General features: G+C 61.8%; 11 protein-coding genes, 1 tRNA gene and 1 pseudogene. 3 read left to right on the top strand and 10 right to left on the bottom strand.

The features are described from left to right. The first annotated feature begins 82 nt into the window (after window positions 1-82). Window positions 83-1078 (top strand): polysaccharide deacetylase family protein, encoded by a 996-nt coding sequence (locus LGH83_RS01915; protein ID WP_227400404.1) that lies wholly within the window; start codon window positions 83-85, stop codon window positions 1076-1078. A 51-nt stretch (window positions 1079-1129) separates the two neighbouring features. Here the strand turns inward: LGH83_RS01915 and LGH83_RS01910 are convergent, their stop codons facing one another. From LGH83_RS01910 to LGH83_RS01890, 5 genes are all read right to left on the bottom strand, one after another. Next, window positions 1130-1393 (bottom strand): hypothetical protein, encoded by a 264-nt coding sequence (locus tag LGH83_RS01910; protein WP_227400403.1) that lies wholly within the window; start codon window positions 1391-1393, stop codon window positions 1130-1132. Window positions 1394-1666: 273 nt separating this feature from the next. Next, window positions 1667-1753: transfer RNA gene (locus LGH83_RS01905), tRNA-Leu, on the bottom strand. Window positions 1754-1861: 108 nt separating this feature from the next. Beyond that, entirely contained in the window at window positions 1862-3406 is a 1545-nt protein-coding gene (locus tag LGH83_RS01900; protein ID WP_227400402.1) for a SpoVR family protein, read from the bottom strand. Beyond that, window positions 3403-4701, bottom strand: a complete 1299-nt coding sequence (locus tag LGH83_RS01895) for a YeaH/YhbH family protein (protein ID WP_227400401.1) — start codon at window positions 4699-4701, stop codon at window positions 3403-3405. Before LGH83_RS01895 ends, LGH83_RS01900 begins: the two co-directional genes overlap by 4 nt. A gap of 26 nt (window positions 4702-4727) precedes the next feature. Continuing rightward, window positions 4728-6674, bottom strand: a complete 1947-nt coding sequence (locus LGH83_RS01890; protein WP_227401689.1) for a PrkA family serine protein kinase — start codon at window positions 6672-6674, stop codon at window positions 4728-4730. A gap of 281 nt (window positions 6675-6955) precedes the next feature. On the opposite strand from LGH83_RS01890, the pseudogene lipB reads away from it, so the two are divergent. Then, window positions 6956-7657: pseudogene (gene lipB / locus LGH83_RS01885) on the top strand (lipoyl(octanoyl) transferase LipB); the annotation flags it as partial. Between the two features lie 17 nt (window positions 7658-7674). On the opposite strand, the gene LGH83_RS01880 reads toward lipB, so the two are convergent. After that, window positions 7675-8160: a gamma-glutamylcyclotransferase gene (locus LGH83_RS01880; RefSeq protein ID WP_319799651.1), complete on the bottom strand. Its 486-nt coding sequence runs from the start codon at window positions 8158-8160 to the stop codon at window positions 7675-7677. Between the two features lie 176 nt (window positions 8161-8336). On the opposite strand from LGH83_RS01880, the gene LGH83_RS01875 reads away from it, so the two are divergent. Continuing rightward, window positions 8337-8474 carry a hypothetical protein gene (locus LGH83_RS01875; protein ID WP_165491145.1) on the top strand — a complete coding sequence of 46 codons (138 nt, stop codon included), beginning with the start codon at window positions 8337-8339 and terminating at the stop codon, window positions 8472-8474. Window positions 8475-8551: 77 nt separating this feature from the next. Here the strand turns inward: LGH83_RS01875 and LGH83_RS01870 are convergent, their stop codons facing one another. The 4 genes from LGH83_RS01870 to LGH83_RS19910 form a co-directional block, all read right to left on the bottom strand. Then, a complete protein-coding gene (locus tag LGH83_RS01870) occupies window positions 8552-9028 on the bottom strand; it encodes a hypothetical protein (RefSeq protein WP_131194124.1) in 477 nt (158 codons plus the stop codon). Between the two features lie 152 nt (window positions 9029-9180). Beyond that, window positions 9181-10023: an ATP12 family chaperone protein gene (locus LGH83_RS01865; RefSeq protein ID WP_227400400.1), complete on the bottom strand. Its 843-nt coding sequence runs from the start codon at window positions 10021-10023 to the stop codon at window positions 9181-9183. Window positions 10024-10033: 10 nt separating this feature from the next. Then, window positions 10034-11101 (bottom strand): RluA family pseudouridine synthase, encoded by a 1068-nt coding sequence (locus LGH83_RS01860; protein ID WP_227400399.1) that lies wholly within the window; start codon window positions 11099-11101, stop codon window positions 10034-10036. A 100-nt stretch (window positions 11102-11201) separates the two neighbouring features. Continuing rightward, window positions 11202-13319 (bottom strand): tetratricopeptide repeat protein, encoded by a 2118-nt coding sequence (locus LGH83_RS19910; RefSeq protein WP_264479128.1) that lies wholly within the window; start codon window positions 13317-13319, stop codon window positions 11202-11204. Window positions 13320-13330 lie beyond the last annotated feature (11 nt).

Raw genomic sequence — 13330 nt, 5'->3', positions numbered from 1 at the left:
CAATGCTTTCCGTCCGTCCAGGATGGCGCCGATCCAGCGAAAACGCCATTACAATGCCGCAAGCCGCCGCGAGAGGAAGCGGATGCGCCTTTGCCTCTCTGTGATCATGGCCCTCGTGGCCGTTCTGTCGCCTGCCGTCGTCTGGGCCGAGCCCCAAAAGGCCAGCCCAACTCTCTCCTGCCCCGGCAACCCGGCCGCGCTGGGCACGACCCGCGACATCTTGATCGATCCGTCGGTCCCGATCGCGGTTGGGTTGAAAACTTACCCGCAGACGCTCGATCTGCAAGACCATGAGGTCGTTCTGACGTTCGACGACGGCCCCTCGCCCAAGACCACGCCGAGGGTGTTGGAGGCGCTGGAACATGAATGTGTGCGCGCCACCTTCTTCCTCATCGGGCGGAACGCGCAGGCGGCTCCCGCCCTGGTAAAGCGCGAGATCGCGGATGGCGATAGCGTTGGGCATCATACGTGGTCGCACCCCGAGGTCACGGAGCGGGGCCTGACGGAGGCGCAGGCGAAAGCCGATATTCAACATGGCTTCGCGGCCGACGACAAAGCGGCTTATGGCTCGGCCGATCAGGCGCCGCGCGTTCCATTCTTTCGCTTTCCGGGCTTCGCCGACACGCCGCCGCTGATGGCATGGCTGGCCGACCGCCATGTCGCGGTTTTCGGCGCGGATCTCTGGGCGTCCGACTGGGTCAAACAGACCCCCGATGCCGAACTCGGGCTGCTCATGGATCGGCTCAACGCGCAAGGCCGCGGCATCATCCTGCTGCATGACGTGAAGGAGCAGACGGCAGTCATGCTGCCGTCCCTACTGACGGCGTTAAAGAAAGGCGGCTACCACATCGTCGCGATCAAACCGGGACAGGGTCCGACAGTCCTCAGGAGCGCGCCTGCGGGGTGGTCCTCCGAAACCGAGAAGACGGTGGCGGCGCTGATGCCGAAATTGCTGCGCGCGCGCCCAGCTCAGGCCACCCCTACCGGGGTCGCCAAACCGTCCCTCTCAACGAGCGAAACCGCCAGGCCGGCGGCGCCTGTAGCCGACGATCCCCTCCCGGGCGTCCCGCTTCGATAAAAAAGGCCGGAGCGCGCGCTCCGGCCTTCGATCCTTTACGAGGACCGTGTCTTACCAACGATGATGGTGGCGAAAGCCGTAGGGACGGTGCCAGCCATAGTGCCGATGCCACCCATAGTGACGACGCCAGCCGTAATGGCGATGCCAGCCATAATGGCCACGCCAGCCTGTCTGCTGGACCCCCGAAACATCCTCCGCATGGGCCGTGGTGGCGAGATCGGTGCCAACCGGCATTGCCGACGCCTCAAGCGATTGGACCGCGACACCGCTGAAGGCGAGGGCCGCAACGACAGCGAGCTTCGATAGTCTGAGCATGACAATCTCCTGTAGGGCTGGCCTGACTGTCGATCAGAGCCCAGCCAATGAAAGACGAGGACTTCGGTCGCCGGCGATCTGGCCGCGACGTCCGATTGCTCAATCCTAAAGGAGCGCCATGAACTCACGCTGAATGGGCCGTGTCGCCGCACGTCCGCATGGCGATCGACTTCAAGCCTGCGCTCGCTTTCACTCGCGGCGCCGAATGAAAGGGCGCCAAGCGCTGCACTAGCTTTTCGACTTGTGGGATAACAATACACTCTTGGTTGAGTGTGGTGCGGCCAAGAGGACTCGAACCTCCACGTCCTTTCGGAAACTAGCACCTCAAGCTAGCGCGTCTACCAATTCCGCCATGGCCGCAATGACGAAGCGGGCGAACCCGTCTTCGGCAAGGCGCGTGAAGTAACAAATCCCTTTCCGCGATGCAAGGACGCTTCGAGCGGCGCGGTGGAAAAGATCGGAGTGGCTTTACGCGACACCTGTGCGCGGGCTGGCTTGATGTTCCGCCAGCACCGTGCCGCTCGCCTCCTCGACCTCTCGCAAGATTACGCCGTAGCCCCACAGATCGGCGAGATGCTGCAGCACGCTGCGGCAGTCGCCCGGTTGCAAGAGAATGCCGTCGAGAACATTGTGGTGGACGATCAACTTGCGGTCTCCTGCGAGATCGACGTCGATCACCTGGATGTCGGGATCGGTCCAGGCGACGTCATATTGGCGCGCCAAGGACCGCCGCAGAGCGCGATAGCCGCGCTCGTTGTGGATGGCCGCAACCTTCAAATCCTCTTCGTCGGGATGATCGGCGATGTGGAACAACCGCCAGTTTCGAATGAGGCGCGGGCTCATGAATTGGGTGATGAAGCTCTCGTCCCGGTAATTGGCCCAGGTGTCGCGCAGCACGGCCATCACATCCCCGGTTCCGGCAAGATCGGGGAACCATTCGCGGTCTTCTTCCGACGGCTCCGTGACGATTCGCTCGATGTCGCTCATCATATCGAAGCCGAGCGCATAGGGGTTGATGCCGTTGTAATGCTGGCTTTCGAAGGTCGGCTGCCGCACCACGTTGGTATGGGATTGCAGGAATTCCAGAAACGACCCGTCAGTGATCTGCCCATTCGCATGCAGCCGCGACATGATCTGGTAGTGGCAGTAGGTCGCGCAGCCCTCGTTCATCACCTTGGTCTGTCGCTGCGGATAAAAATATTGCGCCACCAAGCGCACGATGCGGAGAATTTCCCGCTGCCAGGGTCGCAGACGCGGCGCGCTTTTTTCGAGAAAATGCAGCAGATTTTCCTGCGGCAAATCCAGCATCGCGCGCCGACGGCTCTCCGAAAGATCCTTGCCGCTTGGCGCCGTCTTGCTCGGCACAGTGCGCCACAGGTCGTTGAACATCTCCTCGCGCTGACGCTCGCGATCCCGCTCGCGCAGCTCTTCGCTCATCAAGTTCAGCGGCTTCTTGCGCGGGTATCGATGCACCCCTTGCGCCTGCAGCGCATGCGCCGCATCGAGCACACGCTCGACGGCCGCTTGCCCATACCGTTCTTCGCATTCGGCAATGTAACGTTTGGCGAAGGTCAGATAATCGAGAATGCCCTCTGCATCCGTCCATTGCTGGAAGAGGTAATTATTCTTGAAGAAGTGATTATGCCCGAAGGCCGCATGAGCGATCACCAAACACTGCATCGTGGCGGAGTTTTCCTCCATGATGTAGCTGATGCAGGGGTCGGAGTTGATGACGATCTCGTAGGCCAGCCCCATGTAGCCGTGGCGATAGCCGGTCTCGTGTTGGGCGAAATGTTTGCCGAAAGACCAATGTTTGTAGAGTTGCGGCATGCCGGTTGACGCATAGGCATCCAGCATCTGCTCGGCCGTGATGACCTCGATCTGATTGGCGTAGGTGCTCAGGCCGAGATCCTTGTGGGCGATCTCGGCGACGGCATCGTGGATGCGACGGATCGTGTCGAAGGTCCAGTCGGTCCCGTCATAGAGCAGACGATTGGTTTGGATCAGCGTCATGGGACCGCCTGAGAGGCCGTTGCATCCTGATTCTTTTGGAACAGCTCGCGGAAGACCGGATAAATATCGCCGCGCTGGTGGACCCGTCGCATGGCGAACCGTCCCGAGCTTTGCACGGTCTTGTAGGTACGCCACAAGGTGGTTCCCTGGGCAGAGGGACCGAACCGCGTGCCGGATTCCTCGCCCACCTCAAGGTAGGCGAAATACTGGCAATGCGGGAGCAGCTCCTGCTGCAGCGTCAGCTTGGTCCGCTCCCCGTCACTCGAGGAGTTGTCGCCGTCCGATACCTGCGCCCCATAGATGTTCCAGTCGGCGGGGCTATAGCGCTCGGCGATCACGCGCTTCATTTCGACCAGTGCGGAGGACACCAGAGTCCCGCCCGTTTCAGCACTGGTGAAGAAGGTTTCCTCATCGACCTCGGCGGCTTTGTCCGTATGCCGAATGAAGACGATGTCGACATGTTTGTAGCGACGCGTCAAAAACACGTGCATCAGCATGAAGAAACGCTTGGCCAGATCCTTCATGTGCTCGGTCATCGAGCCGGACACGTCCATCATGCAGAACATGACCGCCTGGGCGATCGGCTTCGGGTAGGGCTCGAACCGGCGATAGCGCAAATCGATAGGATCGAGATAAGGCGTCCGACCCTGTCGCTGCCGCAGCGTCGTCAGCGCCTCACGTCGCGCGTCTGCACTGGCGGCACCGAGATCTTCAAGGCCTGCCACTTCGGCCTCGAGCCGGTCGAGTTCGGCGCTCGTCGGCCGTTTCAGAGCGATCCGGCGCGCCATGGCGTTCCGCATCGTCCGGTTCAGCGCGATATTGGCCGGCGAGCCGGAGACCGTATAGCCGGCGCGCCGCATGCCTTGTGTCTCGGTCACCGAGAGCCGACGTTTGGCGAGATCCGGCAGTTCGAGATCGTCGAGAAAAATGTTGAGAAATTCCTCACGGCTCAGGACGAAGCGGAATTTGTCATCCCCGCCGCCGCCGTCACCCGCGCCGGACCCGCCGCCCTTGCGCGATTGCGGTCGTTCGAGCCGGTCACCCTCGTTATAGATCTTGTTACCCGGCAGGATATGGTCGCGCTTGCCGCCGGAGGATTGGCGGCGAAGGTTGGGTTCACTGATCCCATCGACCGGGATCGTGACCTCGCCGCCCTGCTCCAGATCCTTGATGTCCCGCGTTTTGGCGCTGTCGCGAACCGCACGCTGGACCTGCTCCTTGGCCCGGCGCAGGAACCGTTGGCGATTAGCGAAGCTCTTTCCACCTGGGTTGAGACGACGATCGACGATATGCATTCAGCCTCGTCCGCTCCAACTTGCGATCAACTGGCCTGCTTGGCCCGCATATACCACTCGACCAAGCGCCGGACTTGACGCTCAGTATATCCACGCGAAATCATCCGGTCGACGAACTGTTCGTGCTTCTTTTCTGTGTCGCTATCCTTCTTCGAGCCAAAGCTGATCACCGGCAGCAGCTCTTCGACTTGGCTGAACATGCGGCGTTCGATCACGTCGCGAATTTTTTCGTAACTGGTCCAAGACGGGTTACGGCCGGTATTTGCGGCGCGCGACCGAAGAGCGAATTTAACCACTTCGTTGCGGAAGTCCTTGGGATTGGCGATGCCCGCGGGCTTCTCGATTTTAGTCAGCTCACCATTCAGGGACTCGCGGTTCAACAACTGCCCCGTATCGGGATCCTTGAAGTCCTGATCCTCGATCCAGGCATCGGCATAGTCGATGTAGCGATCGAACAGGTTCTGGCCGTAATCGTGGTAGGATTCGAGATAGGCCTTCTGAATTTCATGCCCGATAAATTCGGCGTATCGCGGCGCGAGTTCCGCCTTGATGAATTCGATGTAACGCTTCTCGATATCGGCCGGCAGTTGTTCGCGGCGGATCGCCTGCTCCAGCACATACATCAGGTGGACGGGGTCGGCGCCGACCTCGACCGTGTCATGGTTGAAGGTCGCGGCCAGAACCTTGAAGGCGAAACGGGTGGAGATCCCATCCATGCCTTCATCGATCCCGCCGGCATCCTTGTATTCTTGCAGACTGCGGGCGCGCGGGTCCACCTCGCGCAGGCTCTCGCCGTCGTAGACCCGCATCTTCGAGAACAGGTTCGAATTTTCGTGATGACGCAACCGCGACAGAACCGAGAACCGCGACAACATTTCCAGAGTCGAGGGCGCGCATGGCGCCTTTGACAATTCCGAACTGCGAATCAGCTTCGCATAGATGCGCTGCTCCTCCGTGACCCGCAGGCAATACGGAACCTTGATGACATAGATCCGGTCGATGAACGCTTCGTTGTTCTTGTTGGTCTTGAAGCTCTGCCATTCCGATTCGTTCGAATGGGCCATGATCATGCCCGAGAACGGAATGGCGCCGATATTCTCGGTGCCGATGTAATTGCCTTCCTGCGTCGCAGTCAGCAATGGATGCAACATCTTGATCGGGGCTTTGAACATCTCGACGAACTCGAGCATGCCCTGATTGGAGCGGTTGAGGCCGCCCGAGTAGCTGTAGGCATCGGGATCGTTCTGGCTCAGCGTCTCCAATTTACGGATGTCGACCTTGCCGACCAACGACGAGATATCCTGGTTGTTCTCGTCACCCGGCTCCGTCTTGCTGATCGCGACCTGACGCAGCCGCGATGGCAGCACCTTGACGACCGTGAAGCGGGACAGATCACCCCCGAATTCATCCAGACGTTTGACGCACCATGGGCTCATCTGCCCGGTCAATCGACGGCGTGGAATCCCGTAGCGCTCTTCGAGCATGTCGCCCATCCGCTCCGGATCGAACAGGCCGAGCGGGCTCTCGAACACGGGGCTGAGTTCATCGCCAGCTTTCAGGACATAAATCGGGCAGACCTCCATCAAGGCCTTGAGGCGCTCTGCCAGGGAGGACTTGCCGCCGCCCACCGGGCCGAGCAGGTAGAGGATCTGCTTGCGCTCCTCAAGGCCCTGGGCCGAATGGCGGAAGTAGCTGACGATACGCTCGACCGTCTCTTCCATGCCGAAGAATTCGGCAAAGGCGGGATAGACTCGAATAGTCCGGTTCATGAAGATCCGTCCAAGTCGCGGATCTTTCGACGTATCGACCAGTTCGGCCGCGCCAATCGCATGCAGAATTCGCTCGGGCGCGCTGGCGTACATGGTTGGATCGGTCTTGCAACCCTCCAAATATTCCGAGAGCGTCAGCTCGGCGTCACGACGCTCTTGATAAAATCGAGCGAAATCCGAAAGAGCTCCTGCGACTTGGGGCATGGCACATCCAAAGGTTAAATACTCGCTCGTTATTTTTGACTCAACATACAGGCAATAATGAGTATCCGTAGTGTCGCAGGGATGACGTCTTCGCCCGATCACTTCGGATAAAGTCGTAGTTTTCGCAGCCATTCGAGGGCGGCGGATTGAGGCAAAGTCGCCACATTTTCGCGGCGTGCATTGGGCGACTTGTTGAGTTTCGGCGCATTGCCTCTTAAGTAAAGTACTTGTTTGCGGCGTCGCCTCACGTCGGCACCACACGTGACTCAAAGGCAACACTCGTGCCAACTCGCGACGACCTCGCAGGATCTTTTTTTCCGGTCGATCCCGCTCCTGCCGTCGGGTGGACAATTACGGATGGTCCAGTCGACTACGAGGACGCCGTCGCCATCATGGAACACCGTGCCGAAGCGATCGCGCGGGGTGAAGCCAGCGAATGGGTTTGGCTGGTCGAGCACCCTGCCCTCTACACGGCCGGCACGTCATCCCGGCCGGACGATCTCATCGCCGCTCGCTTTCCCGTCCATCAGACGGGTCGCGGCGGACAATATACCTATCATGGTCCGGGCCAGCGCGTCGCTTACGTGATGCTCGATCTCAAGCGCCGCCGTCCCGACGTCCGCGCCTTCGTGGCGGCTCTGGAAGACTGGATCGTCGCGACGCTTGCGTCGTTTAACCTCAGGGCGGGGCGCCGCGAAGACCGCGTCGGCGTCTGGGTGGATCGTCCCGACAAACCGCCGTCCGTGAGCGGGCTGCTGGCGGAAGACAAGATCGCGGCAATCGGCATCCGTCTGCGCCGCTGGGTCAGCTTTCACGGCATTTCGATCAATGTGGAGCCCGATCTCGAGCATTTCTCAAGCATCGTTCCCTGCGGCATCGCGGACGCTCACCTCGGGGTCACGAGCCTTGTCGATCTCGGCCTGCCGGTGACGATGTCCGATGTCGACGTCGCGTTGCGGCAATCCTTCGCCCCGATCTTCGGCGCGAGCGTCGACGAGACTCAATCCCGGTCAAACGGCGTCGCGAATCGGGGCCGGACGCCAGCCACCGGTCCGCAACGCAAAATCCCCGTGTCAGGCGAACTCCCTCCCTCCCTGGGACGCGCAGAGGCTCTCGGCAGGAGCGATGCAAGCCCCGTGACGTAGGACATCGGCAAGCCGGCAGTCTTTGCCGCCGCGATCATGGCGTCGAGATAAGCGGCGGATGCCGTGCCTTCGGCCAGCGAGCGGCCGACGTAGATGAGAGCACGGGCCGTCCCCTGCGGCTTGACGACCGGCTGGATGATCTTCGTGAACGAGCCGCCGACGACATCTTCAGACCGATCCAGCGCCGGCACGTCCGCGAGCGGTACGTCCCACAAGAGCCCGTGTACTGTCGCGGTCGGGCTTCGGCGCACCGAAGCGCGGCCAGAGCCGTGGATGAAGACGCGATGCCCCATGAGGCGGGCTGGTGAGATGACGGTCGCGCTCGGGCATTGCCGGGCCATCACCGCAACGTCCATATTGCTTCCGTAAGCGAAATAGAGCGGCACGAAAGGTCCCTCCGGTCAGATGCTTCGTTCGCACGTCGGTCGGGCACGCAACCTTCCTGCCATGCCCAAGGTTCTCGCAAGGTTGAATGACCAAGCGGCTCAGCCGCCAGTGGTGCTCCAGGGGGTAGATAATGGCTGAGGATCCGATCCGCGTCGACAAAGTGGAGGCGCGACAAGGCAAGTCGAATGTCGGCGTCCGCTACGTGCTCATCGGTGGATTGGTGCTGGTCATCCTGGCCTTCATCATCGTCTCCATGACGCATGCCTGAACCAAAAAGCCTCGAACTCTGCTGAGGCAGATCCGAGGCTTTTTTCAAAATCGATGCCCGCTTGAGCCGTGTCGGGCTCAGGCCACGAGGCGCAGATAGGCGACGTCCTTACGCGGGGTCGTCAGACCGGTTGCGGTCGCGGCGGCAGAGCGGAACAGTGCGGCCCGGTGGCGAACGGCGGCCGGGAGCCATGTTGGCATCCGGTGCGCCTCATCCACGACGCGCACGAGCAGCGCCATGACCGACAGGGTTGGGGCTTCGTCGAAGCGTGCCAGCAACCAGACCGCGTCCTGTTCGCTCAAGACGCCCGTGGGCCGTTGATCCCAGATCAATTGCGCGCTAGCGGTCTCGATGAAGAACGACACCCATTGGTCCGTTGCCGCCGTCTGGGCCGCATCGAGGGCAAATAACACCGCAAGCGAGGTGCGGGTCGGAACCAGCGCCGCATACATCTGACGCACGCGGTTTAACCCACTCTCGGTGAAGTTCGGGAACGGTGTGATCGGCGCGAGGTCGCTTCCGGTCATCAGCGCTGTCGAAACATCATGGTTCATCGTGGTCATCGTCGTCCCCGTGTCTTCTGTGACACCACAATGATCGCGCCGGGTTGACGAGACATGAATCAGAAAAAGCAACCAAAAGGACGGTTAAACGCGGCCAAATAGGTAAGCTTTCGCAATCGTTGCTTTGTCACGATGGATTTGTCTTAAGCTTGTTCTGACACGTCGATTGGCGCGTGGCTGCCAATACGCAAGGCAGCCAGCACGAAGGCGGCTGCTTGCAAATCCTGCCACCGCAAGGCACGCCGCTCCGCGGCGTCGGCGTCCTCGCCCCAACGACTGATCTGAAAGTCCTCGTCCACATGGGCTTTCCGCCATGCTTCGTCAGGCGTCAATGCCGCGCGCATGACCGCCAGAGCCAGGATGGCCGACCCGGTCAGCGTCGTGACGACATGCAAGGCGCCAAGTCGAAAGGCGGCCTCACGCCCGTTGCCAATCCCTTCCGCGATCGCAGCAGCGACCGCCTCGAGCGTCGCGTCCGGTTGCGCCACATGAATGACGCCGACCGCCAGATTGAATCGCGCACCGAGATCAGATCCAGCCCAAGCGATCACGGGATCCCACTCGCGCGCCTGAAGCTCGACGAGGCTCGCAGGTTCATCGGCGCGATAGCACAGAAGATCCGTGCCTGCGAATTTGATGATTTCGGCACGGACGTCGTCCGCATGGGTCGAGACCCCATCGATCACGGAATTGATGAGGCGCGTGAGGGGCATGTCGCCGGGTTGTACGATGTCGCCCTGCCGGTTCCACTCGTCGGCCAAGACCGCAGCAAACTCCGACCCAGGGAGATTGAGATCGGCCCGCGCGGGTGTCTTCACGGCTTTGCCGTCCAGCAAAACCGTGTGGCCGCCAGCAAGCGTCCCGATCGTCGCCTGCTTGTAGAAGCGCTTGATCTGCGTTGCGGCCGCCTCACGACGGGTGAGGGCGTAAGGATCGATTGGAACGAATGCGGTCGGCTCGGAACCGGTTGGACTGTCGCCTGTCATCCGTGCCTCATCATTCGGGGGCATCGTCGATTGGATCATACTGCTTCACGTCAAACCCAAACAAATCCCAGGTCGCCTGCATGTGCGGCGGCAACGGGGCAGTTACATCGATCGATCCGCCGCTCGGGTTCGGCAGCACCAGTCGGCGCGCCAGAAGGTGAAGCTTCTGCTCGACGTCGGTCGGAACCGATCGCAACGGATCCGTTCGGCGCGGGTTCGGCCCGCTGCCGCCATTATATTTCGGATCGCCGACAATCGGATGGCCGATCGCTTCGGCATGTGCGCGCAGCTGATGGGTGCGGCCAGTGATCGGCTTCATCGACACCCAGGCGACGCGCGGCAGAACCTTGTCGACCACGGTATAATAGGTAACCGAATGCTGCGCGTCCTCTTCGCCGTGTTTGGCGACCCGCATCCGTTCCTGGGGAGCCCGATCGATCGGGCGCCCCGGCTTCTGCGACCGGGCATCGCCCATGAGTTCGCCTTTGGCCAGGAACAGGGAAATCCGACCCTGTGCCGGCTTCGGCACGCCTTCGAGCAGTGCCCAATAGATTTTCTGGGCGTTACGCGACTTGAACACCGCCCCGAGATCGGCCGCCATCTTTCGCGTCTTGGCGACGAGCAGCACGCCCGATGTATCACGATCGAGGCGATGGACGAGGCGCGGTCGGTCGCCATTCTGATCGGCAAACGCATCCAGCATGCCGTCGAGATGATGATAGGTGCCGGACCCGCCCTGAACGGCGAGACCGAACGGTTTATTCAGCACCATCAGACCGCGATCCTCGAAGAGGATCATGGCCTCGACGTCGCGCCGATCCTGCTCCGATCCTTTGGTGCGCCGAAGCGATGGCGCAGCAAGGCTTTCGGCGGTGATGCCGAGCGGGGGAATACGAACTTTCTGGCCCTCGACGAGCCGCGTCGAGGTCTTGGCACGACCGCCATCGACCCGCACCTGTCCGGTCCGCACGACCTTGTTCAGATGCGCGACCGTGACACCCGGCACGCGCAGCTTGAACCAGCGGTCCAACCGCATCCCATCTTCGTCAGACGCGACGATCAGCGTTTCGACACTCACGATGCTACTTCCGTTTCGGCCGGCGGTCTTTTGAGCCAGCATGAAGACAGGCTGTAGACCATTATGCGCCAGCCGGGAAATGATCGCTCGGGACTAAGCTCTAGCCACCCGCGGGCTTTGCCGGATCGGCAGGGGGGATCGGGTCAGCCGGTTCTGCGGGAGCGATCGAAGGAGCAGGCGTCGGAGGCGTGATCTCCGCGGGCGCTGGTGGAGCCGCCGCAGGCGTTGCCGGCTCGGGAGCCGGAACGCTGGCGGGCGGGACGGCCGGCGTGATGGCCGTCGGCTCAGGAGCGGGCTTCACCTCCGGCGCCGGGGCAGCTTCCGGGACCGCCGGGGCGGACATCGCCGGCGCAGGCGCGATCGGCGCAGGCGTGACGACCGCAGGCTCGGGAGCAGGAGTCGCGTCGGGTGTCGCTGGCGACGATGTCGCAGGCGCAGGTTCGACAGGCATCGGCGTCGCGGCGGCCGTGGTCGGCTTCACCAGGTCAGGAAGACCATCTGCGATCTTCTTGACGATCGCTGGCAGGTCTTCCGGATCCGGCTTGAGATCGCGCGCATGGTTCCACTGGAACGTCGCCTCGAGCTTTCGCCCGGTGCGCCAATAGGCATCGCCGAGGTGATCATTGATGGTCGGATCGGACGGCTTCAGCGTCACGGCCCGCTCGAGTTCCTTCACGGCGTCATCATATTCGCCGAGCTTGTAATGCGCCCAACCGAGGCTATCGACAATGTAACCATCTTCCGGCCGCAGCGCGACGGCCCGACGCAGCATCTTGAACGCCTCGTCAAGATGCAGGCCGCGATCGATCCAGGAATAGCCGAGGTAATTGAGCACCAAAGGCTGATCGGGCACGATCTCGAGCGCTTGCTTGAAATCGGCTTCTTCCTCGGCGAATTTCTTCAGCCGCTCGTTGGCGATGCCACGGAAATAAAGCAGCGGCCAAGCCGCCTTGTCGGTCGGGGACAGCAGTGCCAGCGCCTTGGTGTAAGTCGCGGCCGCATCGGCGAAGCGCTTCTGTTCGCGTTGCACGTTGCCGAGCGTCGTCAAGGCATCGAGATCGTTTGGCCGGTCCTTGAGGATCCCTTCGAGATGCGCGATCGCATCGTCGGGACGACCCAGCGTATCCAACGTCAGTCCCGTCTGAATGTCCGCATTGCTTCGCAATGGGCTGCTTTCCGGCACGCTCTCATAAACATCGATGGCCTGCTCGTTCTGCTTGAGACGGCCAAAGATATCGGCAAGCGTCACGGTCGCGAGGGCGTTCTGCGGCGCGAGATAAAGCGACAAGCGGAGATAGACCATCGCGGCGAGTTCGTCGCCTTGTCGACCTCCGGCAGCGCCAAGCCCGTACAGGACCTCGGCGGCCCCGTCCTCGGGGGTCTTGATCAGCGGCGCCAGGGTCTTGCCGGCCTTGATGTCGGCCAGCGCCGCCAGAACGATCGGGTGACGCGGCATCAGCTTGTCGAATTCGGTATAGGCCCGCTGGGCTTCGGCGACATCGCCGTGGCGGTCGAAGAACCGGCCATAGGCATCGACGAGCCGCAGAATGGTCTTGTCGCTCGCATAAGCGGCCTTCATCCGACGCGTCGCTTCCGGCACGTCGTTGGCAAGGTCGGCGATCAAACCGGCGTGGTAGTCCTTGAACAGCGCAAAGCTCGAATCACGAATACCGTCCAGCGTCGCTAGCGCCTTTTTCTCGTCGCCCTGCCCCGCATAGGTCCAGGCCGTCAGGAGGGCGGCCGTGACGTCGCGCTCCTGTCCGACCGCGCCTTGCGAGAACTGACGCCGTGCCGCAACGTAATGCTTCGCCTTGAACTGCTCGACGCCGAGGACGAGATGGCCGAGGCTGTTCTTCGGATCGCGCGCCACCAGGCGGCGGGCGAGGTCGGCCCCCTCCATGATATCCCCATTCGAGAGCGACGCCACGAAGGTGCGTTCGATCAGTTCGGCATTGGTCGGGTCGGCCCGCAGCGCCTCGCGAAAGAAGGTCGCGGCCGCAATCGTGTCGCGGTCAGCACCGGCCACCAACGCCGACAGATAGTTCCCGACCGAACTACCACCGACCTCAAAGGGGGTCGGGATCGAAATGGTCTGACGCGCTTGGCCGGCGAGGGGAAAGAACACGGCCGACAGGCAGAGCGCCGCCGCCAGAGTTCGGCGGATCGGCGGAGACAGCCGAATCCAGACAGGAGAACGTCCACAATTTGTTTGTGACAAGAGCGCCAACT

It is taken from the genome of Lichenihabitans sp. PAMC28606 (genome assembly GCF_020616535.1).
Taxonomy (GTDB): Bacteria; Pseudomonadota; Alphaproteobacteria; order Rhizobiales; family Beijerinckiaceae; genus Lichenihabitans; species Lichenihabitans psoromatis.
Note: the sequence above shows the minus strand (reverse complement) of the source record. Positions and strands in the feature narration are given on the sequence as shown.